We start from the raw sequence: 25,957 nt of genomic DNA, 5'->3' as shown, positions 1-25,957 counted from the left end.
TGCCTGTGTAGCTGCGAATTCCATTCGCCAAGGCTTAATTTAAGTTTTTATCTACAAAATCTACTTCTAAGGTATTTCCGTTATAGCGTAACCAGTTTTTTGCGACTTGATAGTTAGGAACTTGAACGGCGACTATATTCCAAAATCTAGGGGTGTGATTACTTTCTAAAAGATGAGCTAATTCATGCACAATTAAGTAATACCAATTTAATGTGAAGTTGCACATATCTTGATCCCCCTAAATCCCCCTTAAAAAGGGGGACTTTGATATATGTTTTTTCAGTTCCCCCCTTATTAAGGGGGGCTAGGGGGGATCGAATTCTATGCAGCTTCATAAAAAATTGGTATTAACTGTTAATAATCCGTTCCACAACAACAGAAATATCTGGAAACGCCGGAGGTTGAATTGTTCCCGCAGTCAATGTCAGTTTCGTGGCATACTCTCCATCTAATATTTCTCTAAACACCACTAAATGAAGCTTTTTGAGATTGACAACCCAATACTCTAAAATACCTGCTTCTGCGTAAATTTTGCTTTTTCTCTCTAAATCTTTTTCTAAACTGGAGTTAGCATACTCAATCAACCAAAAAATATTTTCTGGATAGGGATGATGCTCTCGATACTTGCGTCCTAAACGTTGGACAATGGCAATATCTGGTTCTGGTTCCGAGTCGTTGGGTAAGGTGATAGGCTTGGCTTGGCGAATTGTGGCACCCTTACCTAACAAATCCGCTAGATACTCTGCCGATTCATGACTACAATAAGCATAGGGTTCCCCTTCCGGCGACATTTCGACAATTTCCCCCTTAAGTAGTTCAACTTTGCGATCGCTCAAAATGCCAGCATCAATCATCCGGTGATACTCGTCAATCGTCCATTTAGCAACAATAACAGTCATGACGATTGATTCCTCCCAATGATTATTGATATTTTCCCATCTTAAACGTATTTCAAAGGAACCCGCTAGCGCGTATGTACCCGTATAGCCAAGACTTCCAATCTAAAACTAATTTTTTAGTAATTTCCCCTTTCAAATATTACACTAACAATACAAAAACTCCACTTTCTCAAAGTAAGTGGAGTAGTTAATGTTAAACTATGATTAACGAATCATCGCTAATCTAGTATTTTTCTTTTCAGCCTAAAAACGTAAATTAATCTAAAGCTTTCTTAAGTTCATCTTTAATGTTTTCTACAGTGTGAGTAACTTGGGCTTCAGCTTGCTTCGCTTGTCCTTCAGCTTTATCTTGTGGATTACCGGTTATTTCACCCACAACCTCTTGAATTTTCCCTTCAATATTTTTTGCAGTAGCTTCTACTCTTTTTTCGGCACTCATGGTTTTTATTTCCAGCTTGTAGTTGATTGACCTATTACATAAACTAACAATAGTGTATTATTTGTGACTTCCATCAACCGAGAGAAGAATTTTTTAGATTATGTATCTTAAGATAGATACGGGGTGCGACAAAACACCCTCCTTGAAAAATCTGAAAATATTATAAATTTGCGGTTTCCAGATTCCCGACTTCTCAAAGCAGCCGGGGATCTAACTTTTCACGAAGAATTTAGGGCTGCTATATGCACCTTCATAGAGAATTAGTATAAGTCAAAGCAAATTTTCAACAAAAGGAAAGTAAAGGAGTGACAACAAAACGTCAAAAAAATGTCTGGAAGAATGAGATTAATGACATCATTCGAGGTGCTTGTGGAGGTTTTTTATTTGGCATACCTTTACTGTACACAATGGAGGTTTGGTGGATTGGATCGCTGGCAAAAGCGCAATTTATCATGATGGCGATCGCATTAATGTTTATTGTGGTTTACTTGCTCAATCAGATAGAAGGTTTTCGGAAACGCAGATATAGCTGGCTAGCTGCTCAAGCCGCAATCGATACCGTCGAAGCGATCGCGATCGGCATAGCTTGTTCTACCTTTGTGCTGTTACTATTGCGAGAATTGACACCAGAAACCTCCCTAAAGGAATCTTTAGGTAAAATCATCTTTGAAAGTGTGCCTTTTGCTCTTGGTGTAGCATTAGCGAATCAGTTGTTGGGAGATACTGAAAACAGCAATGGTAAAGGACAAGGAAGCGTTAGGGAAAATAACACAACCAAGAACAAAGGTGATGAGTTACACGCTACCTTTACTGATGTGGGTGGAACCCTGATTGGTGCAACCATAATTGCATTTAACATCGCTCCCACAGATGAAATTCCTATGCTTGCAGCCGCAACCTCTCCACCTTGGGAGTTGGCAATGATCGCCGCATCTTTGCTGATTTCTTATGCCATTGTATTTCAGGCAGGTTTTTCTAACCAGCAAAAACGTAAAGAGCAAAAGGGAATTTTTCAACGACCATCGAGCGAAACCATTATGTCCTATCTAGTATCATTGCTAGCTGGCGCTTTTATGCTGTGGTTCTTTCAAAAATTAACTTTTAGCGACCCCTGGACAATGTGGTTAGATTGCACATTGATACTGGGTTTACCTGCAACTATTGGTGGTGCAGCCGGAAGGTTAGCAATATGACTAAAACAGAACAACAACCAAAGCGCTCAATAGCTGAGTGGATAACATTCAGCATCGCCTCATTCATCTTAGCAATCATTGTGAGTCTAGTAGGCTACACTTGGCTGAACGAAAAAAATCAACCTCCCATCCTTTCTGTCACTAAAAAACAAACAATTCGAGAAATTAATGGCCAGTTTTATGTTCCTTTTGAAGTTGTGAATAGTGGAGGAGATACAGCTGAGTCAGTTCAGATTATGGCTGAGTTACTGATTGACGGCAAAGTTACAGAAACAGGAGAGCAACAGATTGACTTTTTATCTAGTGGGGAAAGCGAAGAAGGCGCATTTATATTCAGCCATAACCCGCGCCAAGGTCAGTTAAATCTACGTGTTGGTAGCTATAAATTGCCATAGGGACTGACAAATAAAAAAAATACCCCACAATATTGCATAATCTATTTGTTGGAAGTATACCTGAACTCAACCCTTATATCATGTCCGGATAAATAGTTATGATTCCCACAGTCATTGCACCCCACGCCCAACCCCTCCCCGCTCTTCGGGAGCGGAGACAAAGCATAGCTTTGGCGGGGTGGGGTTCTTCGGGTTTAATAAGTAATTAAGCGGACATGATATTACGCCACTTGCTTTCATTGCGGGAACGCTAAGAGCGAACCAGTCGGGCATTGCCTGCCTAACACAGTGCGCTAAGAGTTGAGTTCGGGTGCGCATTACGAATGTTAACTACATTTGACATATAAAACTATCAATAAATATTTTACATCTATTATTGTTGGTACTCCTAACAACAACTTATTGCTGGGTACTAGTAATGACGACCGGATTTGTGCTTGTGGAGGCAATAACAATATCTCCGCCAGTCTGGAATAACCTAATTGATGGTGGAGAAGACAGGCTGATAATGGCGGTAATGAAAAATCTCAGGTGAGTTGGTGCGATCGCAGCAGTTTCTTTAACTCTTTCGATCTGAGCAAGGCATTGTCTCATCGTGAATATTTAATTGTTGCATTTTGATGATATTATCTTAAAAAATTAAGGAGAAAACCTTGTGGGAGTTACGATCAATCAATTATTTAAGTCATCTGTAAAATATTTTTCAGCAATCACAGCCATTATTATGGCTCTCCCATTACCAGTTAAAGCCGCTACATTTTTAGTAACTGAGCGCGCTGGTTTAGGAGGCAACGATCAAGTTAATTGGGAAAGTTTAGGTAAAGTCTTTAATCCGTCCGCTCCTGATTTCTCTGCTTTTCTACCTAACTCTTTTTCAGCGACATCGCAACGTGGTTTAGGTTTGGATATAAATATAACTCCAACTAATAAGCCTCAAATTACTCCACCATTTGTCTTTCAAACTTTACCTTCACCCGGCATTCGGAGTAACTTCGGTCTAGGTGATTTTATTCTCTTCGGAGGTATAGATCCAACAGGTTTTATCCCTCTTCCTCCTGGTACTCCCGATCCTGGAACTAAGGGGAACGGCGGGCCTTTTTCGATTAGTTTTGCCCAGCCAGTTTTTGGCGCTGGAACTCAGATAGCTGTAGACACTAGTAAATTGAAAATTGAAAATTCGATCGCCGCTTTTGATAACGCCAATAACCTATTGGGTACTTTCTCAGTTCCAAATATTTCGTCCTTAGCATTAGATAATTCGGCGGTATTCTTAGGGATTCGTAGTGACACTCCAAACATCTCACGGCTTGTTTTTAGCAGTTCTGCTCCACAATACGGCTTGGCTATTAATCAGGTAAGCATTCTTGCAACCCCCGAACCAACTTATACCTTAGCGATATTAGCTTTTGGTATTTCAGGTGGTATTTTGAAACGACGTAAAAGTTCTTGACACTCGCACTGCATTGAAATAGTTTTCATTTAATAAGTTAGAGATTTCGGACATCCTCTAACTTATGTAAGTACGTAACGTAAGTTCCAGACAATTCTTGTCTTTAACCAAATTTAAGTCAATGTTATACAAAGAATTAGAAAATATCATAGACGCTAAGATACAAAAAGCCATACGGAAGCACGAAATTATAGTTGCTTTAATTAGTAGTATTATTGGCTTGATTTTTATCATGGGTTTGTTCCATGCTATTTTGCTCAACCACACTGAAATTCAAACATTTTGTTTGTACTGATTCCTATTTGTAATCAATAGCTCTTTAGAATCAAGCATTCCTTGAATGGATTTTGTTTATTGCTCGTAGTCTTGCCGGGATTATGTCAGGGAATATTGCCACTGCTCACGCGTACATAGCAGATATTACCACGCCAACTAATCGAGAGTATTATGACAGGTCGCCGAGTATTATTTTTAGGCATCTTTGTAAGCATCCTCCTCACCTACGCAATTTGGCTCGGTGGGAGCATTCCTGCAAGCATCATCAAACTTCCCGATCAAGGATTAAACTGGTACTACTGGAAGCTTCCCCAACCAACCTTTTGGAGTCGAGCAACGGCTTGGGGTATGTACCTTGGGCATCAGTTTAGCATCTGGGCGTGTATCTTGTGGGCGCAGCGATCGCAGTTGAAATACAAATCGGCGTTGCATCCGATAAATTACCTCATGCTTGCCATTAATGGTGTATTCATTGCTTTACACTTTCTGCAAACATATATTTGGTACGATGCTCTAGCTCAAGATACTTCAATTTGGGCTTCTCAAGGTGCAGTTGTCCTTTTATTAGTGTTCGTACTAATTTTAGAAACACCTCGACGCGGTTTATTTTTTGGCAATTCTGTTCCATTCCATCAACAGTTTTTGCAAATTATCAAGCTGTACCACGGCCATTTTTTCTCCTTCGCCGCTATCTACACCTTCTGGTATCACCCAATGGAAGCCACTTGGGGGCACTTAATTGGTTTTCTCTATATGTTCTTGCTTCTGCTCCAATCTTCCTTGATTTTTAACCGCACCCATGTAAACCGTTGGTGGACATTTACTTTGGAGGCTTCAGTGCTTTTACATAGTGTAATCGTGTCATTAATACTAGGACAAAGCAAGTGGCCCACATTTCTCTTTGGTTTTTTTGGCATTTTTGTACTTACTCAACTTCACGGTTTACCTGTGAGTATCTGGACTAAACGTACTATCTACGGAGCCTTTTTAGTGAGTGTCCTGGCCGTTTATGCCCTGACTGAACGCGGCTTGGGCAGAATTTACGAAGTAACTTATATTCCTCTGATTGAGTTTGGATTAGTTGGCACAATTTACTTAATTTTCCTGCTCATCTTATGGACAATTACTCATTTACCTGTCAAGACGTAAGTAATATGATTAGGACTTACGCACGGGGATAATAAATTCAAATTTAGGCAAAGGGTACGAACCGACGCTCTAGTTTTGGTCAGCAGCATGAAGTTAGACAACTGCTAAATTATTCAAGCTGCCTTTGTAGCCACTAATCTCAATTACAGCATCCGTGAGGGCAGAGAATCCATTAGTGTTATCATTGAGTGCCAGAAAAGTCTGCCCCTTATTGCCTGTACCAAGGGTAAAAGTTGCTGCACCTTTAGCTACAAAAGCAGTTGCAGTCAATATCTGTTGTACATCGAAAAGATTTAGACTCGCAACAGTGCCAAGTTGAACTAAATTAGCAGCGCTAACTGCATACAGCCCATCAATTTTATCTTGAGAAATGTTCAAGTCAGTTATTTTATCAAAGCTAGACAGCAGCGAATCACTCAGACTACTGAACACAAATTTATCAGCGCTACAACCGCCTGTGAGGATATCACGCCCAGCGCCACCATTGAGGATGTCATTACCATTACCACCAACTAGTTTGTCATTTCCGGCTAATCCAAAGAGTTGATCGTTGCCGTTTTTGCCGGAAATTTGATCGTTACCAGCCCCACCACTGAGTTGATCTGCACCCTTACCACCGTTTAAAGTAATCTTTGGCACATTTGGGTCTGTGGTGGTTTTGCTAATTAATTGACCACTGGTATCATACACATAAGTGGCAACTGCATCAGTAATGCCATCACTGTTCTTGTCAATATCTGCGGAAATTAGTTTGCCATTGCGATCGTAGTTGAAAGTGGTAATCTCATCAGGGATGCCATCATTATTTTTGTCAGCTACCTGTGCAGCGAGTTTGCCGTTAGCGTCGTAACTATAAGCGGTGACTTCATCAAAGATGCCATCATTATTATTGTCAATTTTTTGTGATTTCAAGTTGCCACTCAAATCGTAGCTGTAGATGCCAACTGCATCAATTACACCATCATTGTTGAAGTCATAGCTGGCGGATGCGCGTCCATAAGTAGAGATTATGACATCATCAACTTTGCCGTCGCCCTTGAGGTCACGGCTATAAGATATCTGGTTGCCCTTGGCATCATAAGTATAGGTTTCGACATCATCAACTTTACCGTCGCCCTTGAGGTCAGTGCTGGTGGATGTCAGGTTGCCTTTGGCATCATAAGTAGAGATTTGGACATAATCAAGTTTGCCGTCGCCGTTGATGTCATCGCTGGTGAATGTCAGGTTGCCCTTGGCATCATAGATTTTGACAGAATCAAGTTTGCCGTCGCCGTTGAAGTCATCGCTGGTGGATGTCAACTTGCCCTTGGCATCATAAGTAGAGGTTTCGACAGAATCAACTTTGCCGTCGCCGTTGGAGTCATCGCTGGTGGATGTCAGGTTGCTCTTGGCATCATAAGTATAAGTTACGACAGAATCAACTTTGCCGTCGCCGTTGTTGTCATCGCTGGTGGATGTCAGGTTGCCCTTGGCATCATAAGTAGAGATTTGGACAGAATCAACTTTGCCGTCGCCGTTGAAGTCATAGCTGGTGGATGTCAACTTGCTCTTGGCATCATAAGTATAAGTTACGACAGAATCAAGTTTGCCGTCGCCGTTGTTGTCATAGCTGGTGGATGCCAACTTGCTCTTGGCATCATAAGTATAGGTTACGACAGAATCAACTTTGCCGTCGCCGTTGTTGTCATCGCTGGTGGATGTCAGGTTGCCCTTGGCATCATAAGTAGAGGTTTCGACAGAATCAAGTTTGCCGTCGCCGTTGTCGTCATCGCTGGTGGATGTCAACTTGCCCTTGGCATCATAAGTAGAGGTTTCGACAGAATCAAGTTTGCCGTCGCCGTTGTCGTCACGGCTAAAGTATGTCAACTTACCCTTGGCATCATAAATATAGGTTAGGACAGAATTAAGTTTGCCGTCGCCGTTGTTGTCATCGCTCTCGGATGTCAACTTGCCCTTGGCATCATAAGTATAGGTTAGGACATAATCAAGTTTGCCGTCGCCGTTGTCGTCACGGCTAAAGTATGTCCGGTTGCCCTTGGCATCATAAATATCGGTTAGGACATAATCAATTTTGCCGTCGCCGTTGATGATGTCATCGCTATCGGATGTCAACTTGCCCTTAGCATCATAAGTATAGGTTTTGACAGAATCAACTTTGCCGTCGCCGTTGTTGTCATAGCTCTCGGATGTCAGGTCATAGCGGTAGGTAATAACTGAGTCTATTATCCCATCACTGTTGTTGTCTGTCCTCTCAGATATCACTTTGCCATCGACATCGTAAGTGTAAGTTGTGGTTGAGGTCATAAATTGGTGTTCCTTATCTGTTTGATTCCAGTTGTTTTACTAATTCATTTATTATCTCATTTGTCAATGCGTAAGAGAGACGTAGCAGTGTTACGTCTCTCGTCAATAAGTAGTCGGACAAAAATATTTACAGTCATTGCGAGCGATCGCAATGACATTGTGTAATTAATTCTGTCTGACTACTTATTTATATGCGATCGCTCTATAGCAAGATTCTTATTATGATACGGCGTTGCTGATTAGATGTATGAATCTTGGTGTAGAGACGTTGCAATGCAACGTCTCTACAAGGGTTTTGAAATCACGCAAAATCATTTTTATACCTGAATTCAGCAACGCCTATAATACAATATCAACTCTAAATTAACATTAAAAAATTCACAATTTTACTGACCACTACTAAGAATTTTTTGCTGTTGATAACGCAGTTTAAATTGCTGTTGCTGTATTTTATGATCCACGATTGGATCGGGATAGCCAACAGCATGACGTTCTAAAGGTGGAATTTTCCCAGTAACTAAATATTCTGTATCTACAGACCGCAATTCTGATACCCATTGCCGAATATATTCCCCATCTGGATCGAATTTTTGTGTTTGACTAGCTGGGTTGAAAATCCGCACAGGTTTGGGGTCCATACCGCTAGAAGCACTCCATTGCCAACCGCCATTATTAGCAGACAAATCTCCATCAATCAACTTCTGCATAAAGTATTTTTCTCCCAATTGGGGATTAATTAGCAAGTCTTTGGTGAGAAAACTAGCAACAATCATCCGACAGCGGTTATGCATCCAGCCGCTTTCGTTTAACTGGCGCATTGCTGCATCCACAATGGGGTAGCCTGTTCTTCCCTCACACCAAGCTTGGAAGTGTTCTTCGTTAGTTTCCCAAGGAAAGTTCTTAAAGGTGTCACGGAAAGCACCATCAGCTAATTCGGGGAAGTTATACATTGCGTGTTGATAAAACTCCCGCCAAGCTAATTCCTGTTGCCATGTGCGGATATTAACTGCTGTTTCTTCACTGCGGCTGTTTTCCATTGCTTCTATGGTGGCTTGCCAAACGGTGCGAATGCCAATTACCCCAAATTTTAAAGCTGCACTCAGTTGTGATGTACCATCTACTGCGGGGAAATTGCGCTGTTCTTGATATTCAGTAATAGCTTTATTAGTAAATTCTTCTAATCGTTCTTGTGCCGCCGCCTCTCCTGGTGAAAGAATCAATTGTTCATCCCAGATGAATCCTAAATCTTTTGCTGAAGGTAGTGCGATCGCTCCTGCAAGTTTGGCGATTTTCTGTTCAGCTTCTGTTAATCCCTCAACATTTTGCAGTGTTTCTACTGGTTGAGCCTTCGGTTTGGTAATCCAATTTTTCCAGAAGGGTGTGTAAACCGTGTAAGGATTGTTACTACCCGTGCGTAACTCCTCTGGAGAGTTGAGGATTTGATCCCAGTTTTGGTTAACAAACTCAATGCCTTTTTCTTTGAGGGTATTTATAATGGTGCGATCGCGTTCTTGCGAATAAGGTTCTACATCCCAATTCCAAAAAACAGCTTTGGCATTTATTGCTTCGGCTAAAGCTGGTATCGCTTGTACAGGATCGGCGTGTAGTATTAACAACTGGCTACCAACTTCAGCATATCGCTCTTGGAGTTTCTGCAAACAGCCAATCATATAAGTTACTCTCACAGGAGCAACATCATCCCGTTCCAGAATATGCGGATCGAGGCAAAACACGCCCACTACCTTCGGACTTTGCCGTTTTGCCGCAGCCAGTCCCGTATTGTCAGAAATGCGTAAATCGCGCCGATGCCAAAACAGAATTAAGTCAGACATTCCATGCTGGATATAGTTCACCCGTACTAGCTTAGATGTTAGTGGTACCAATAAGCATCATTCTGGCGATAAATTTATTCTTTTGCGATCCTTACGAATTTACATGAAAATTGCGATCGCAGGATATCAACAGTAAACTAAACCCCGGTTTCTCAATCGGGATAGTGGCTTTTCATCTCAAAATTGAGTATACTCTTCTTAACAGTTAATTAGTCTTTTTGTCATGGCTAGCCTACTACTTGACGACGGTACGATTGAGAGCGATTTAGACGAAATAGCTCGCGAACTTGCGCCTCTTGGCATTCAACTCAAACACTACGACCCAGGAACATCGCTACTCTTCCCTAATCTGCTAGACCAGGATGTTTTAACTGAGTCCGAGAAACGTTATTGCGTAGAACTCCATAACAGCGTCTTTGAATTTGTTCAGCAAGAAAATGGCGCTCTCTGGTGTGACTTATTAAATGTGCATCCAGGTTCGTTCAATCTTCACCACCTGATCGCCACCTACGGTCGTTACCATACTCATCCTGCGCCTGAACCCCTCTATGTGTTGTCAGGAGAAATGATTTATGGTTTCGTGCGACTTGATGGCAGTCAGGTACAGCTTTTAGTTCAGGCACAAGACTATCTTTATATCCCCGCCGGCGTCGAGCATTGGTGCGCCCCAACTGCATCGTTGAATTTCAAAGGAGTACGCTATTTTGCAATTGCAGAAGGTTGGGTTCCCAATTATACAGGGACTAAAGTGAGTGATTCGATCCAAAAGCCGCGTTAAAGCTCATTTATGCACGTCCTTTGACCGAGGTCACGAAATCGCGTTGCTCCCCCCTAAGCCTTGTGAAATACGCTGTCTTTGAGTATATCCTGTAGTCTTTAAAGCAACAGTCTCAATTCGACTGTAAAGGAACTGGGGCAAAAGCCGAAGGAAATAGGCAGCTCCCAGAGTCAAAAGTGTACGGCGTGGTTCTTTAGAAAGAATATGCCAGTTGGTTGCTAATGCTCGATTCACCAACTTCACAGCCATTGCACCGTCTTGCAGACTGACTGCCCTACGCGCTAAGTACCGCAACTGGTAAGCTCTAGCCAATGTTTCCCATTGATTAACTATTTCTGGGGCGTATAAACGTGCCCTAGAGATTGCCAATTCCCACGAATCTAACTGCTTGAGCAAGTTTGCTGATAGTCCCCCTGAATTTACCCTATATAAGGTCAAAGCTTCAGGAATACCCTCTATTTCCAGATCGCTCTTAACAGACATCCGAAACCAACATTCAACATCTGTTGAGTCACCATTAGTATGACGCGATCGCTCATCGAAATAAAAATTTTCAACTGTACCGTAAAGATCGTCTTGAAATTCAATAGCTTCAAAAACTTCTCTTTTAATTACTGCTACCGAACCATTGCTAACTGGATTGCGGCAAAGAATAATCGCTGGAGTTATTCCCTGCATCTGAGGCATTTGATAAATACCTAAAGGGTTGCCATTATCATCAATAAAAGCAGAGCGGCTAAAGCTTACCCCGACATTAGGCGAATTATCTAAATGCTTAACGTGTTTTTCTAATTTTTCTGGCAACCATAAGTCATCAGCATCTAAAAGAGTTAAATATTCTCCTTGTGAATGACGAATACCAGTGTTTCTTGCCCCAGGTAGACCCCGATTCTTTTGACGAATAATTTTAATTCTAGGGTCTGTAAATTGCTGACAAATTTCTATACTCCTATCAGGAGTACCATCATCAATAATTAAAATCTCGAAGTTTTCGTAAGTTTGTTCAAGAGCCGATTGCAGTGTAGCAGCTATATATTTTTCTGCTTTGTAAACCGGAATAATGATAGAAACTTTCTTCATTGTTAACTATTCCTATTGATTTTATTTAATTAATATCTAATTAAATTTACTATGCACTATGCAAGAATTATAATTACGTTTTAGGCATAGAAAGTTCTTAATTATTTCTAGATATCTTCTTGAAGAATACGACGTTTTTGGTTAGCTCCTACTATATTATTTGAAACCAGAGCTTCAAATTTATTGTAAACATTTTGAGGTAACACTAAAAGTAAATAGGCTGCTACCATTGTCAAAAGTGTACTTCTGGGATTTTCAAGAAGAATATGCCAGTCAGTTATTAAGGCTCGATTAATTAATTTTACAGCCATTGAACCTTCTCGTAGTCTTACGGCATTACGAGCTAAATACTGCAACTGGTAAGCTCTAGCTAGTGTTTCCCCTTGAGTAAATATTTCTGGAGCGTAGGAGCGTGTCTTTTCAATTAGCTTTTCCCAAAAATCTAACTGCTTGAGCATATTTGCTGAAAGCCCTTTTGAATTAACCCGATACAAGGTCAAGGGTTCTGGAATGCCCTCTATTTGCCAATTGCTTTTAATGGAAATACGAATCCAAAATTCGTTATCTTCTGATTGGAGTAAGCGTTCATCAAAATAACAATTTTCATTAGTACCGTAAAGATTATCTTGAAATTTAATCGCTTCCAGAACTTCTCTGCGCATTACCGCAGCCGAGCCATTACCAACCGGATTACAACTGAGTAAATAGGATGGCGTGATTTCTTTAAGCTTGGGCATCTGATACGTACCTAAAGCTTGTCCAGCTTCATCAATAAAAGCAGAACGACTGAAGCTAACACCGACTGCTGGTGAATTTTCTAAGTGAGCAATTTGTTTTTCTAACTTTTCTGGCAACCAAAGGTCATCTCCATCTAAAAAAGCTAAATATTCTCCTTGAGCATGGCGAATACCAGTATTCCTAGCTCCAGATACTCCTCGGTTTGCCTGACGAATAATTTTAATTCTGGGGTCAGTAAATTGCTGACAGATATTTATACTTCTGTCCAAAGAAGCATCATCGATAATTAGCAGCTCGAAATTTGTATAGGTTTGCTCAAGAACGGATTGTACAGTAGCAGCTATATATTTCTCGACTCCATAAACCGGAATAATTACAGAAACTTTTTTCATTTTCCAGACCGAATTTTAGTTTCAGTTTGCTCTCAGGTTTTACTGGTAGTACAGTAATCTTTGATATGGCAATTAGAATACTATCTGATGGATACGATCGCACCTTCTAGTGATAGCATCTAAAAAAGTGAGATATTTATCCACCTGGCTATCCATCTAGTCAGAGGACGAATCCCACTTCCTAACTTTTCACTGGATAATCTAAGATATTTACTTCTAGTATTAGTTGTTCAAACAAATACTGTATTTAATAGTACATTCCATACTGCGTGTGGATAGTCTGATTGAAATTCTTAGCAAGCGATCGCTCCACCATTACCATTATCCAGAATAAGACTGAGTAACTATCCCATTGAGTTACCAAGCGGCAAGTACTACAACTTACCTCAACCGATTCTTTTTTCATGAATATTTAATTTTTGAACATGAGTAACGCGAATTTTACTAATAATCTTGAGTAAGTATGCAGAAATATTTTCTACAAGTATTTTTTTCAACAACAATTTAATAATTAGCTTTTGAGTTTCCTTTTCCAGGAGAATTTTTGGATATAGCTGAATTGCCTTCCCCAATTTTTTACTTGCTTTTTCAACTCCTTCATCACCTGTAATTCTTGTTAGGCACAGCCTACAAGAATATCGGTAAACATAAGCTAAACTATGATTTTTCAAGATTTGAATTTCTGGCGCTCCTGATTGAAAAGCTCGCTCTAATACTTGGAACTGACAGTCTTCCATAAATTCAACTTTAGATGACATTGAATTTGAAGATTGACGATAAAAAATCTGCGGTTTAGTAACTACAACAAACGACCATTTTGCAGCTAAACGTAGCCAATAATCCCAATCTGCTGCTCCTGATACTGAAGGTTCAAACTCTCCGACAGATTCAATCGCTTGCTTACGGATTAAGGGATTTGAACCACTAGCAATAAAGTTCCAGGTTAATAAATTCGCCAAAACCTTACCTTGGAAAAAGATCGGCCGATCCATATGGCAATTTCCAGTTTGTTCATCCATAAAATAAGTCCAGCTATAAGCTAAACCTGCCTCTGGATTTTTCTGCAAAGCTTCTAACTGAAGTTGTAGCTTATCGGCTGTCCATAAATCGTCAGCATCAAGAAAGGCTATAAAATCTCCTTTGGCATGAGAAATACCACGGTTACGAGCTACTGATAAACCCCCATTTTCATAGGAAAAGACTTTTATACGACTATCTTTCAACTCATCCAGTAGCTTCAGAGTTCCGTCTGTTGAACCATCATTGATAACGATTATCTCAAAATCAGAAAAAGTTTGTTGTTGTACTGAGACAATTGTATCGACAATTGTGCGCTCAGAATTATAAGCGGGAATAATGACAGATATAGTTGGCATGTGATTTCAATAAGTTGCTAAATTCTACTAGCTAATTAGTATCAAAAGGTTGCTTTCTAATAAAAGACTCTATTGCAGCTTTGGAACCGCAACAGACCTAGCCAAAGAAAAAGGTCGAGTCAAGTACTTAGCAATTCGAGGAGAAAGGACTTGCATTACCAGCCATTTCATTAAATAACGCTGAGTTACTCTTTCTCGCAAAATCTGAGGATATAAAGAAACTGTCTTCCACAATTTACGACCAGCTTGGTTGACTTGTTCTCTATTAGTCACATGAGCCAGTTCCATGCCCGTTAAATATTGATAGATATTTGCTAGGCTTTGATTTTTAAGATTTTGTAACTCTGGCGGTGCTGCTTGAAAGCCTCTCTCTAAGACAATAAGCAAATATTTCTCCATCTTCTCAACTTTAGTTGACATAGATTTTGAAGAGTGACGATAGAGAATTTGAGGTTTGGGAACTACTGCAAAATCCCAGCGCTGTGCTACACGAAACCAATAATCCCAATCTTCCACAGAAGAAAGTGTTGGGTCGAATTCTCCAGCAGATTCAATTGCTTGTTTACGAATTAAAGGATTAGAACCATTGGAAATAAAGTTACTGAGTAATAATTTGTCATACACATTACCTTCATAGACTACATTATGACCAGGGTGAAAAATCTCTGCTGTTTCACTCATGTTCAGAGTCCAGCTATAAGCAAGTCCTGCCTCTGGATGTTTTTGCAATGCTGCTAGTTGTAGCTCTAATTTATCAGGTGTCCATAAGTCATCGGCATCGAGAAATGCCATAAACTCTCCAGTGGCATGAGAAATACCACGATTACGAGCTACTGATAGACCAGCATTGCTGTATGAAAAAATATTGAGACGAGAATCTTCAATAGTCTTCAATAGTTCTAAAGTCCGATCGGTTGAGCCATCATTAATAACAATTAGCTCAAAATCAGAAAAGGTTTGTTGAAGAACGGATTTTATCGTTTCTAAAATAGTGCGTTCAGCATTGTAAGCGGGAATAATAACGGATATAGTTGTCATAGAGTTTAACCAGATGGAAAATAGAAGGATTTTTGTAAGTCCTAGTGTAGGGAGAGCATAAACTAGTTAGTTTGGGAATAGTTCCAAGAGTTCTTGTGCAGCCACCTGAATTTGTGAAGGTTCTTTTACAAATCTGCAAAAGGGAATTGAGTAAGTCCAAGCTTGATAAAATGCCTCATTTTTATGGTAAGCATTAGGTAGAAAGACATGAGGAATACCCATAAGAATGCAGAGAATATGTCCATGCAAGCGGTTTGTAATAATTAGACGATGCTGCTTGAATTGATACATTCCATGATGCATATAACTTAAGGATTTAAGATGCATTGAGGAGTTATATAAGCTATTGAATCCAAAAGAATAATGATGGAAGTATTTCCAGAGATGTCGGTATATCCACTCACCAGGAATCACTGTACCTTTTTGCAAACCTTCCCGAATTCGTTCCATGCGTTCAGCTGTGTCATATTTGAAAGAAGTCCAATCTTCTACAACTAAATTAGGGAGATCGATAGAAGTCTGAGAATTACTTTGATTCAACTCTTTGTCATTTCTATAATGATACAAAATAGAGTTGCTGCCGTTATCTCTCGATAAAAAACCATGTAAGTTGACCATTTGAAAAGCCATATCAGGTGCTTTAATTACCTGACAATTGTAGAAATATTTTAGAGCAAGTTCATAGCTGTAGTCATCACGGACAAATAAAGTCAAATTAGGATGTGAGTTGAATACATTTGCTGCTTCCATTAAATTGGTTTGTTCAACAAAATAAATACTTTGTGGTAGGATAATTATTGGTCGATCCCGGTATTTGGAAATAATTTGTTCGCGAAATTTTTGATGAGCAGTCCAAAGATCGCCTAAATTCCCTCCTCCTTGCAGGAAAATAGTAGATTTTCCAATTTTTTCTTCCATTACTTTGCTAGAAAAGTTATTAGGACTGGCAGTATATTTAATTTTTGTTTTTTGCACATTGATTAAATAAAGTACAGTACCTAACCCGATCAGGTGATCGCCAATATTAGGATAGTCGGGATAGTCTAGTAATGCACACTCTTGAAATGTCTCTAATTTTCCTAGTGATTTATGCAGAACTTCTTTCAGCTGTTCCGGTTGGGAGGTAGCCATGAATTTTAGTTCCTCGTTGTTATTCGTTATTTCTCAATGAATGAGTGTAGCTAGAAGAAGCTATTTCTATAAAAAGCCAAATTCTTACTTAGCTTTAATTAAATCCTGAGAGCTATTTAATTTTTATTTTGCAATTGATAAAGATTGCGTTTTATCTAAAACATATTTGCTAGCCCAAATGCTGTAAAGAGGTAATGCTAATAGATGAGTAATGAGCACTGCAACAGCCACCCAAAAAATTCCCCACTTTACAGCTACTAGTAATGAAATTGTAAAAATCACAGTAAAAATTAGGTTCCAGTAAAGATTAACGTGACTTTTATCTACAGAGTTAAGTAACATAGAAGCGCCATCAGCAAATGGGCGTGGTAGCGCTGACAAACAGATAACTATCAATATTGGAATTGCTGTTACCCACTTTTGCCCAAAAACAATTGGGACATAAAATGGAGCTAGACTTGACTGTAGCAAAACTAATGGAAATACAATTAAGGCAAATGTTTTTAGGCTACTAAAATAACGTTCTTGAAACTCCTTAACGTTTCCCCTAGCGGCACAAAGATGAGGGTATAAAGACCAAGTCATTGTATTTATGACATTCATGCTGATTCCTAACCCAGCATTGAAAGCGAAATAGTAAATTCCTAGTACCTGGACTCCTAAAAAACGTCCAATGATCAGGTAATCAAGATTACCTCTTAGCTTATTTAGTAACTCAACTCCAAGAATATTTCTAGCATAACTAACAACTTCCTGCCACTTATTAAAACTAAACGACATGGTAGGACGCCAAGGATGATTCATCAGATTGATAACAATCCATACTGGAGTCGTAATAACAATAGGTATAACAACAGCCCACATTCCCATCCCTAATAGAGCTAAAGCTATAGTGAGAATATTGATTAGGATCGACTGCGTGGCATTGCATAATGCTGTAATTTTCAGACGGTTCTCTCGCTGGATTAAGGCAGACTGAACTGCAAAGATGGGCAGCATTAAGTAGACTAATGCCATAATGCAGATAGGTAAGATAACTTGGTTATTACTATAAAACAAAGCAATCGGTAAAGCGGCAAAACACTGAAGAATAAACATTACTCCACATAGTATCCAATTAAGCCAGTAAGATGTCTGACAAATAATTTTCAGATCCTTCTCTGATGCCTGAATAATCTTAGAGCCAATTCCAGCTCTTAAGGTAAAAACAGTTGCAAATTCATTGGTAGTCAAAACGATTGCTATCAATCCATAATCGTAGGGATTTAACAGATGAGATAAAGTAATTGTTGTTCCTAATCTGAAAACACGATTTACTAACTCCGCCCCCCCCATCCAACCAATATTACGCACATATTGACTAGATACTTTTTGCCTTAGCTTTTTGATTAACATGAGGGCATCCTTAAGAGACAACTAGATATTTTTTATCAATTTAAAATTTAAGTATAAGCAGCTTCAGGCTTCTTATTAAGAGAAGCTTTAGGAAGCTGCACTTCTTCTTTGAATGCAATTCCCATGATGATTAAACCGGGATAGTATAAGTAACCTAAAGCCTCTTGGCTATCATTAAATGTAAAAAGTAATAGAGTGACAAGAAAATACAATGCTACCCTGGCAGTTGTACTTTTCTGTGCTTTAATCAGCAAAACTATAAAACTCAATAAAATTGGTACTAAAAAAGCAATGAAGCCAACTATCCCTTTAACAAACAAGAGACCAAACCAAGTATGGTGAGAGCCGATAGGCATCTCTGCTAATGCTTTAGGCCCTGGTGCTTCTCGAAAACCATGACCCCAGATAGGAGCTTCTTTCCATTTATCTAAGGCAATTACACCTAAAGCTTCATGCACTCGTGAAGAGTCTGGTCTAGCATTATCAAATGCTTCTTTAGCATCCTTAATAGTACTAAGAAGTGTCGTGCTAAAAATACCTGCTAAAAAGCTAATAAACCCGATCGCAATTTGCGTAGTAGGTTTAGTAATCTTTGTCAGCAATAAAACTAATATGAAAACTATCGGTAAAGCTATAAAAGATAAGCGAGAAACAGATACTACACTCATTGCTAAAGAGCCGACTATACCAATGAAGCGCCACTTATTATTACGTTCTTCAAGAGCAAGGAAGAAGTAGATGTTTCCAATAAGACCTAGCGCAGGTGCCCAAGGTGCAAATAGAAATAGACGGACATTATTCGTACCATAATCACTACCATAGAAATTTACATTGTAAAAAAGCTCACCATTCTGTATTAATCTTTCAATTGGAGAAGAATATAGTAGTGCAGGCAACTTTAATATCCAAGCTAGATAAAAGAAGGGAATTAAAATCAAACTTTGAAGGCATAATATACAGACGGCTCTATAGATTAATTGTGGTCGAATATTGAGACAGCCGCTTAATGGAAATAGTGCTAGCAAAGCCCAATCTGTAAACCAGTTAATTAACGACCTAAGAGTTTGATTTGTACCTACATTATAATTTATACAGCCTACAATTGTAGCGATCGCTATGACCAGAATAGAGACAATCCAAACCCAATGTATCCAATAAACTTTGATTCTTTTTTCAATCCTAGTATGCGCTGTTTGGTTCCAAAGCCGCTTACATAGGTAAAAAAACAGTATCCAGGCTAATACGAAATTTACAGGATATAAAATACCAATAAAATAAAATATATAGGTACTAATTATCCAATACCAAACAAGACTTTCTTCAAAGTTTTGAGGTTTCATTGTTCCATTCTCTTCCTCTCTGTACTTCCAGTCTTATCAGATATTAAATTTTTACGTTCGCGCCACCAAAGTAACACCAGTCCAAGGGATACGAAAACGGAGCCTAAAGTTGAACCTAGTAAAACCAATTTATCTTTTGGTGAAGTCGGTTTCTCAGGTAATGTAGGCTGTATAACAAGTTGAATCAGTGGATAAGATCCAAAAGTATTGGACTTGCCAATATCCAGTCTGGTCAAATTGGAGGAAAATACCGCTCCAGCAATTTGCGCATTTCGCTTCAGCGAATCCAAGGTGCTTTCCAACTGTGTTAAATTCTTGAGCCTACTCTCAAGCTGGTTAATCTGTTGTTCTATTGCTTGAGCTTGAGCAGTGAATCCCTTTTGGTTTGATTGAACTATAACTAGTTCTTGGGAAAGAGCGTCTCGAGGAGCGTTGTTACCAGAGTTATTGCTACTAAGGCTTAACTGCTTTAAAACTGCTAAAGTGAATTTTCGCCCTAAAAGAGACTGACCTCGAACTAGCAGGGCCTGTTCAGCAGCGTCTCTTTTCGCTTGCTCTGCAATTAATGTCGGATGGCTAGGCAGAAATTTTGATTCTAAAACAATCACAGAAGCGCTAGCATCACTATAATTTTTTAAGTTCTGTTGAAATATCTGGTCTGTTTGAAGGGTAAAAGCATCTGTAGCTTGTCCAGCAGATAGTTTTAAATTATTCGATAATTCTGCTAGACGAGTAGTAGCCTGTTGCTGTTGACCGATTATTTCAGCTCGTTGTCTACGTAGCTGTTCAATGTTGGTTGTCAGATCCTTAATTTGATCTTCAGAGTTCAAACCGGAACGTGCTTTGTAATCGGAAAGCCGCTTATGAGCATCTGCTAATTTTTTTTGCGAAGAAATCAGGGACGTTTGATAACCTATATCTCTTTGAACAGCTTCTTGATTTCGTAGCATATTGAGTCTTGCTTGCAAGGCTTTGTAAAAAGCTAAAGATTTATTTCGAGCTTCCTGGGGACTCGCGCCTTCAAAGTCAACGCTCATCATGGAAGTATTAATTATTAGCTTGAGCCGAGGTTTGCCAAACTCTTCTAAAGACATATTAAGTTGATCTGCTGCCGCTTTTAATATAGGGTCGCTTTCAGCAATAAATTTATAAATTTCTCTGGGATCTTGAGAAGAAAGAGCAGCGTATGGAGACACATTTTCATAATTAGCATAGCCAATGTCTGGTAAATTAATATTGGCATTTGACCATGCTCCTGGCAGATTAATAGCTGAAGAACTAGTATAGGTCGGTGGTGTAAGCTTTAAATAAAGAAAAGTTGAAGTCCAAAATGCTATGTTAGTAGCTAGACCTATAAGTAAGTAACGCTGCCAATATCTTTGTTTCGTTACTAATTTTCTCAAACTGCTAGGGTAACCCGCAGAGATTTCTGTATGATTGGCCATTAAAAATCCTCTAAAGTCGGGAACTGGCTGCGGAATTACAAAATCTAGGTGGGGTTTTGCGATTCGCCTAAGTAAACTTACAGGATCGTACTACATGGTTGCTTCAAAATTTATTAATAATTCTTATTAAATTTTCCTTCTTAAACAGTAATGAGAAAACTGCCTGATGGTCAATATTGTCTTAATGCAGACAGCATCCTCTAGGGTTCAATAAAATTATCCACCTAGATATCCAGCTAGCTGTACCTGATTTACTTTAGTTTAATTTACTTCTTGTAAAGTAACTTAAACTAAATACTTGCAAATCTTATGAAAATAGCAATGAGCGATCGCCGTTTCTGGAGGCTGCTAGCGCAAACAATTTGTATTGCTATACTTGCGTTGGCTATTGTCGTCACATTTACACCTCTTAAATCTAGTTGGAGTACTACATCAGGCTATCACTGGGCTAATGTATCTATCGGAGGAGGTGGTTATGTTACAGGCATTTATTTGCATCCACAAGAGCGAAATTTAGCCTACATCAGAACTGATATGGGTGGCTTTTATCGTTGGAATTCAAAAGACTACAAATGGATTCCGCTAACAGATATATTTAGCTTGCAACACAGCAATTACTACGGGGGAGAAGCCTTAGCACTTGACCCAAATAACCCAGATATTGTATACATCGCAGCAGGTAAATATACTACTGGTTGGGGTGGATTAGGAACAATTTTTAAATCGAGCGATCGCGGTCAAACCTGGAATAAGCTGAAAATAGACTTGCCAATGGGCGGCAATGAAACTAAACGTTGGCTAGGAGAGAGGCTAGCCGTGAATCCCTTTAATTCCAATGTTATTTTATTTGCCTCGCGATTGAATGGGCTATGGAAGTCTTCAGATGGTGGTACAACATGGGGCAAGGTTAGCTCCTTTCCCGAAAAGTCGGAAGCAAAGATTGGAATTGCAGGTATTGTATTTAGCAAAAATGTATCTGGACTAGTCTATGCCAATGCCTATGGAGATGGCATATATAAATCCACTGATGCAGGTGTTACCTGGAGCAAAATACCAGGAAGCCCATCACACGTGAATCGAATGGCTCTGGCAAAGGACAAAGTTCTGTATGTCACGCATACGTCAGGTGTCAGCAAATATGCAAACAGTATTTGGAGCGATATCACACCAAGTAACGCGAAAACTACATTTAATGCCATTGCTGTAGATCCAAACAATCCCAATCACCTTTTAATTGTTTATGACCAGTATGTTTCCACAACAAACGATCGTGTAATATTTCAATCTACTGATGGTGGAGCTACATGGCAACAGAAACAGCGTACCTTGAAACCTCAAGTGCCCTGGTGGCCTGAGTGGTATTTTGCCTCCTCAACCTCAGCTATTGAGTTTGACCCAAAAACTCCTGGACGGTTATGGTTAACAGATTGGTATGGAACATGGCGGACAGACAACATCAACGCAGAGTCATCTGTTTGGTCGAACTATGAAAAAGGACATGAGCAGATAGTTAGCTTCGCCCTAGCCTCGCCTCGAAGTGGCTCTAAATTGTTGAGCGGTGTTGCTGATACGGATGGGTTTAACCACAGCAATGGGCTAGATGTCTACCCATCTACGCAAATTGGCGGCAAAAATAGTCCTCGCTTTCAGGATACCTATGGCCTTGCTTATAGCGAAAGCAATCCTTCACGAATGGTACGTGTTGGTGGTAATCGATGGAACAATACTTATACGGGAGCAACTTCGGGAGATGGGGGACTGACATGGAAAAAATTTTCCTCGTTTCCAAAGAACATAATACCGTTGCGTGTAGCCATGTCAGCTACAAATCCAAATCTATTTGTCGCAATTATTAATCAAGGACAGCCTATTCGCACAACCAATGGCGGATGTTCTTGGAGCAAAGTATCAGGATTACCCAAAGGCCCCAAAGGCCCGTGGTACTGGGGTCAACCATTAGTAGCTGACAAATTAGATGGCAACACTTTTTACTATTACAGTGGTGGCAAGTTATACCGCAGTAAGAATGGAGGCGCATCCTTTAGGATTGTAAACTCATTATTGCCTTCAGAAAGTTGGTCTATGCTCAAAACAGTTCCGGGGGTTAAAGGCGAAGTCTGGCTCAGTCTTAATTCTCACGGACTTTATCGCTCAACAAATGGCGGTGTGAACTTTGCTCAGATTCCTAAAGTGAAGAAAGCTTATTTATTCGCTCTTGGTAAGGCACAAAAGGGAAGCAAAATTCCTGCACTGTATTTGTATGGGGAAATTGCTGGCATAGGCGAAGGAGTATTTCGCTCTCTCGACAAAGGAAAAACATGGATAAATATCGCCTTTTTACACCAACCTATGGGCAATGAGCCTAATGTAATGGAGGCTAGCTGGCAGAAATTCGGACTAGTCTTTATTGGGACTAACGGTAGAGGAATATATCGAGGTAGTCCCTAAAAAAAATCACCATTATTTGTACAACTGACATCAGTTGTATGAAAACCACAAAGCTAAAAGATTATTAATTTTTGTACTCTATGTTAATTTTTGTAAAAAACATAGTAGTATGATTTTTGCAACGTTATTTAATACAATTAGATTGTTAATACGAGGTATATTGATATGTAGTATATGTATAGTTAACGCTTATCAAATGACAGCTTAACATCAGCAAAGCTTTTGTAATGCTGTAGTATACGGGTTTTAAGTAGTATTCTAGGTAACTTTAATTAAGGTGGTAGAGATATTAAATAGTGATAGCTATTAGCTTGATACCTTTCTTAATTCATTCATCTAGGAAAGGTAATTTTTTGAACCCTCTGCATACTAGTATTTTACTACTAGTGTTGTGTTTATTCGGACAGCAAGTCTTCAACCTTTTGATAGCACACCTAAATCATGAAGTATGTGAGCGCGTAACTCATGCTTTAATCGTAGGGCGAGAAGGAGAACGTTTACTCAATGCTGTGATAGATAATCAAGAAAAAGGTTTTCTAGAAAATTCCACTCAGGGACAAACTAATCCTATAAATTATCGTCATAAGAGGCCCAGCTTCCACAACAGCTTCAACCATCTGTACAATCTCGTACAAGACAACCCCGATCAAATAAAACAACTCGATAAAATTAGATATATCTATAACCAGTGGCAAAGGGAGTTGAAGCAAAAAACGCTTTCTGGTTCTGTGAGCAACTCTGCTCTGGCAAAAAGCACTTTATTTGATTCCTTGCACAACGAGATTGGGAAACTCATTCAGCACGAAGAGATGCTTTTGAGGGTTCGCAAAGATCGTGTACAGCATTTAAATAATATTAACACTGCGATCAATATTTTTAGCACATTAATCATTTTGTTAGGAGCAATCTTAAATCTCCAGTTATTGCATTGGCGAGTCAAACTTCCATTAAGCAAATTGACACAAGTTTGTAAACTTTGGCAAGCGGGACAAATGGAAGTGCAACTCTCCCATTCTTCTAAAGATGAGATCGGGCAACTAGCTGGAGTTCTTAATGCGATCGCTGATAAGACTCGTCACCGTCAACAAAGTATTGAGGTGCGTAACCAACAACTTGAAGACATGATATCTGCACTTTCCCACGACCTACGTATTCCTTTACTTGCCACTCGTAACACTTTAGATTGTATGCTCAAAGGAGCTTTTGGTTCAGTAAATGACACTTGGAAGGAAGTTTTTCAAGAGTACCATGAAGCTAATGATGATCTGCTTAAGCTTGTGGAACTTCTCTTAGATATCTCCCGTTATGAAGCCCGCAACGCTAGTTTAATGTGCGATCGCCTGAATTGGGAAAAAATTTTAATTAAAGTAATTAGTCAGATAAAAGCAACATCTACACGTGAGTTAGCCTTCATTTGTAAAACTTCTCAATTGCTGCCAAGTGTCTATGGTGATGAACTAGAAATTCAAAGGGTTCTACAAAACTTACTTGATAACGCTGTGCGGGTAAGTAAGCCTAACGGGGAAATTCTGATTGAGATAACGCCTGATGGAGAAGAGCAAGTGCGGATTTCGGTGCGTGATTACGGTCCAGGAATTGCACCGCAAGCTCAGGATAAGCTATTCCACCGCTTTATTCAAGGACGGGGGCATCGTGGCAGAAGTGGGCTTGGTCTGTACTTATGTCGTCAAATTATTGAGGCTCACGGAGGAAACATTGGTGTAGAAAGTTCTCTTGGAAAGGGAAGTACTTTCTGGTTTACTCTCCCAAGTGCCATAAATACACTTGATTGCAACGATGAACAGAATATAACCAGATGTAGTAATAATGATACCTAATATTGACAAAGAGAAAACTGTGCGGGTTCTATTAGTTGACGATCACGCTTTAATCCGCCGAGGGATGAAAGGGCAATTTAGCCTAGAACCTGGTTTTAGTATAGTTGGAGAGGCATTGGACGGTGGAGAGGCTGTTGAATTAGCTAGTCAACTCCAACCAGATGTAGTTTTAATGGATATCGATCTACCAGTTATGGATGGGATTACAGCCACCCAGCACATAAAAAGTAACTGCTTGACTACTTGTGTTCTAGCCTTAAGTGCCTTCGACGACGATATCCAGGTCATGGGGATGCTTGCAGCTGGTGCTGATGGTTACTGTCTTAAAACCATTGAATGGGAACAGCTCATCGCTGTTATTCAATTGATACTTCAAGGTGGTGCTTACTTAGATCCTCTAATCGCTCAAAAAGTTGCTCGGATGCTTAGGTCAACCGCTGTCGCTCCCGATGTTCCTGTATCTCAGGTAATAGCGCAACCTATTCTCAGTAATCGCGAACGCGAGATTCTTAAACTTATTGCACAAGGACGCTCAAACCAGCAGATTGCAAACCAACTCTACCTCTCACTTGGAACCGTCAAGTCTTATGTACGTATGGTTCTCAACAAACTTAGCGTTGACGATCGCGTTCAAGCAGCAGCTTTAGCCGTACGCCAAGGATTGATTTAAGCTTATAGGAATTTATGTAAACAGTCAGATAATTCTGTCAAAGTGCTAGCCAGTGGTGAGATGTCATTGACAAGTTGTTCTGACCACAAAATGTAAGGCTGAAGTAGTTGATGCTGGAATTGCTCAGGTATGGGTAGACATAGCACCAATATATGAGGTTCAAACAAAGCGATCTCTTCTGGCGTAGGAATAGAATAATATGGAAAAACTTCTGCATTTTGTTTTAGGCAATGACTGCTGACGCGCTGCACGGTCATAACATTGCTACCAACAACCATAATTCGGTGTCTTTTCATAGTCTTTTCATATCTTTAGACTTATCTCCAAATGGGAAATTCCTACTAGAAAATG

24 protein-coding genes are annotated in these 25,957 nt (G+C 39.7%); 8 read left to right on the top strand and 16 right to left on the bottom strand.

All coding sequences use genetic code 11. The features are described 5' to 3' along the window. Positions 1-34 precede the first annotated feature (34 nt). The 3 genes from V7K44_RS06405 to V7K44_RS06395 all read right to left on the bottom strand — a co-directional run bounded on the left by V7K44_RS06405 (position 35) and on the right by V7K44_RS06395 (position 1,338). A complete protein-coding gene (locus V7K44_RS06405) occupies positions 35-226 on the bottom strand; it encodes a M48 family metallopeptidase (protein WP_334929714.1) in 192 nt (63 codons plus the stop codon). Positions 227-347: 121 nt separating this feature from the next. Then, positions 348-899: a Uma2 family endonuclease gene (locus V7K44_RS06400; RefSeq protein WP_334929712.1), complete on the bottom strand. Its 552-nt coding sequence runs from the start codon at positions 897-899 to the stop codon at positions 348-350. Positions 900-1,155: 256 nt separating this feature from the next. Next, positions 1,156-1,338, bottom strand: coding sequence for a CsbD family protein (locus tag V7K44_RS06395; protein WP_292731310.1), 183 nt, complete (start codon positions 1,336-1,338; stop codon positions 1,156-1,158). A gap of 305 nt (positions 1,339-1,643) precedes the next feature. Between V7K44_RS06395 and V7K44_RS06390 the strand changes: the two genes are divergently transcribed. Both V7K44_RS06390 and V7K44_RS06385 read left to right on the top strand, forming a co-directional pair. Then, positions 1,644-2,531 (top strand): TIGR02587 family membrane protein, encoded by an 888-nt coding sequence (locus tag V7K44_RS06390; RefSeq protein WP_334929710.1) that lies wholly within the window; start codon positions 1,644-1,646, stop codon positions 2,529-2,531. Next, the gene (locus tag V7K44_RS06385) at positions 2,528-2,926 is read left to right on the top strand and encodes a TIGR02588 family protein (protein ID WP_334929708.1); all 399 of its coding nucleotides are present in this window, start codon (positions 2,528-2,530) and stop codon (positions 2,924-2,926) included. Before V7K44_RS06390 ends, V7K44_RS06385 begins: the two co-directional genes overlap by 4 nt. A gap of 399 nt (positions 2,927-3,325) precedes the next feature. Here the strand turns inward: V7K44_RS06385 and V7K44_RS06380 are convergent, their stop codons facing one another. Then, the gene (locus V7K44_RS06380) at positions 3,326-3,520 is read right to left on the bottom strand and encodes a hypothetical protein (RefSeq protein ID WP_334929706.1); all 195 of its coding nucleotides are present in this window, start codon (positions 3,518-3,520) and stop codon (positions 3,326-3,328) included. Between the two features lie 61 nt (positions 3,521-3,581). Here V7K44_RS06380 and V7K44_RS06375 point away from each other — a divergent pair, with 61 nt between their 5' ends. After that, a complete protein-coding gene (locus V7K44_RS06375; RefSeq protein ID WP_334929704.1) occupies positions 3,582-4,376 on the top strand; it encodes a hypothetical protein in 795 nt (264 codons plus the stop codon). Positions 4,377-4,823: 447 nt separating this feature from the next. Next, positions 4,824-5,801, top strand: coding sequence for a hypothetical protein (locus tag V7K44_RS06370; protein WP_334929702.1), 978 nt, complete (start codon positions 4,824-4,826; stop codon positions 5,799-5,801). A 93-nt stretch (positions 5,802-5,894) separates the two neighbouring features. Here the strand turns inward: V7K44_RS06370 and V7K44_RS06365 are convergent, their stop codons facing one another. Both V7K44_RS06365 and V7K44_RS06360 read right to left on the bottom strand, forming a co-directional pair. Then, positions 5,895-8,105, bottom strand: a complete 2,211-nt coding sequence (locus tag V7K44_RS06365; RefSeq protein WP_334929700.1) for a bluetail domain-containing putative surface protein — start codon at positions 8,103-8,105, stop codon at positions 5,895-5,897. Positions 8,106-8,491: 386 nt separating this feature from the next. Further along, a complete protein-coding gene (locus V7K44_RS06360; RefSeq protein WP_334929698.1) occupies positions 8,492-9,937 on the bottom strand; it encodes a deoxyribodipyrimidine photo-lyase, 8-HDF type in 1,446 nt (481 codons plus the stop codon). Positions 9,938-10,160: 223 nt separating this feature from the next. On the opposite strand from V7K44_RS06360, the gene V7K44_RS06355 reads away from it, so the two are divergent. Next, on the top strand, positions 10,161-10,715 hold the full coding sequence (locus V7K44_RS06355) for an acireductone dioxygenase (protein ID WP_334929696.1): 555 nt from the start codon (positions 10,161-10,163) through the stop codon (positions 10,713-10,715). A 30-nt stretch (positions 10,716-10,745) separates the two neighbouring features. On the opposite strand, the gene V7K44_RS06350 is transcribed toward V7K44_RS06355, so the two are convergent. From V7K44_RS06350 to V7K44_RS06310, 9 genes are all read right to left on the bottom strand, one after another. Continuing rightward, positions 10,746-11,795 (bottom strand): glycosyltransferase family 2 protein, encoded by a 1,050-nt coding sequence (locus V7K44_RS06350; RefSeq protein WP_334929694.1) that lies wholly within the window; start codon positions 11,793-11,795, stop codon positions 10,746-10,748. 107 nt (positions 11,796-11,902) lie between these two features. After that, the gene (locus V7K44_RS06345) at positions 11,903-12,925 is read right to left on the bottom strand and encodes a glycosyltransferase family 2 protein (protein WP_334929692.1); all 1,023 of its coding nucleotides are present in this window, start codon (positions 12,923-12,925) and stop codon (positions 11,903-11,905) included. Between the two features lie 247 nt (positions 12,926-13,172). After that, positions 13,173-13,331, bottom strand: a complete 159-nt coding sequence (locus tag V7K44_RS06340) for a hypothetical protein (RefSeq protein ID WP_334929690.1) — start codon at positions 13,329-13,331, stop codon at positions 13,173-13,175. Next, positions 13,312-14,301, bottom strand: coding sequence for a glycosyltransferase family 2 protein (locus V7K44_RS06335; RefSeq protein ID WP_334929687.1), 990 nt, complete (start codon positions 14,299-14,301; stop codon positions 13,312-13,314). Before V7K44_RS06335 ends, V7K44_RS06340 begins: the two co-directional genes overlap by 20 nt. A 69-nt stretch (positions 14,302-14,370) precedes the next feature. Further along, positions 14,371-15,339, bottom strand: coding sequence for a glycosyltransferase family 2 protein (locus tag V7K44_RS06330; protein WP_334929685.1), 969 nt, complete (start codon positions 15,337-15,339; stop codon positions 14,371-14,373). A gap of 66 nt (positions 15,340-15,405) precedes the next feature. Beyond that, on the bottom strand, positions 15,406-16,470 hold the full coding sequence (locus V7K44_RS06325) for a polysaccharide pyruvyl transferase family protein (protein WP_334929683.1): 1,065 nt from the start codon (positions 16,468-16,470) through the stop codon (positions 15,406-15,408). A 123-nt stretch (positions 16,471-16,593) separates the two neighbouring features. Beyond that, complete coding sequence (locus V7K44_RS06320) at positions 16,594-17,865, bottom strand: lipopolysaccharide biosynthesis protein (protein ID WP_334929681.1); 1,272 nt, start codon at positions 17,863-17,865, stop codon at positions 16,594-16,596. Between the two features lie 47 nt (positions 17,866-17,912). Then, complete coding sequence (locus tag V7K44_RS06315) at positions 17,913-19,205, bottom strand: O-antigen ligase family protein (RefSeq protein WP_334929679.1); 1,293 nt, start codon at positions 19,203-19,205, stop codon at positions 17,913-17,915. Beyond that, positions 19,202-20,650 carry a GumC family protein gene (locus V7K44_RS06310; RefSeq protein WP_334929677.1) on the bottom strand — a complete coding sequence of 483 codons (1,449 nt, stop codon included), beginning with the start codon at positions 20,648-20,650 and terminating at the stop codon, positions 19,202-19,204. Before V7K44_RS06310 ends, V7K44_RS06315 begins: the two co-directional genes overlap by 4 nt. A gap of 309 nt (positions 20,651-20,959) precedes the next feature. On the opposite strand from V7K44_RS06310, the gene V7K44_RS06305 reads away from it, so the two are divergent. The 3 genes from V7K44_RS06305 (at position 20,960) to V7K44_RS06295 (ending at position 25,606) form a co-directional block, all read left to right on the top strand. After that, on the top strand, positions 20,960-23,098 hold the full coding sequence (locus V7K44_RS06305; RefSeq protein WP_334929675.1) for a hypothetical protein: 2,139 nt from the start codon (positions 20,960-20,962) through the stop codon (positions 23,096-23,098). Positions 23,099-23,451: 353 nt separating this feature from the next. Then, on the top strand, positions 23,452-24,936 hold the full coding sequence (locus V7K44_RS06300; RefSeq protein WP_334929673.1) for an ATP-binding protein: 1,485 nt from the start codon (positions 23,452-23,454) through the stop codon (positions 24,934-24,936). Continuing rightward, positions 24,926-25,606, top strand: a complete 681-nt coding sequence (locus tag V7K44_RS06295) for a response regulator (RefSeq protein WP_099099167.1) — start codon at positions 24,926-24,928, stop codon at positions 25,604-25,606. The genes V7K44_RS06300 and V7K44_RS06295 overlap by 11 nt, the downstream gene beginning before the upstream one ends. Positions 25,607-25,608: 2 nt before the next feature. On the opposite strand, the gene V7K44_RS06290 is transcribed toward V7K44_RS06295, so the two are convergent. Beyond that, a complete protein-coding gene (locus V7K44_RS06290) occupies positions 25,609-25,902 on the bottom strand; it encodes a hypothetical protein (RefSeq protein ID WP_334929671.1) in 294 nt (97 codons plus the stop codon). Positions 25,903-25,957: the final 55 nt, after the last annotated feature.

The sequence above is a fragment of the Nostoc sp. genome (assembly GCF_036917235.1).
In the GTDB taxonomy this organism is placed as follows: domain Bacteria; phylum Cyanobacteriota; class Cyanobacteriia; order Cyanobacteriales; family Nostocaceae; genus Nostoc.
Note: the sequence above shows the minus strand (reverse complement) of the source record. Positions and strands in the feature narration are given on the sequence as shown.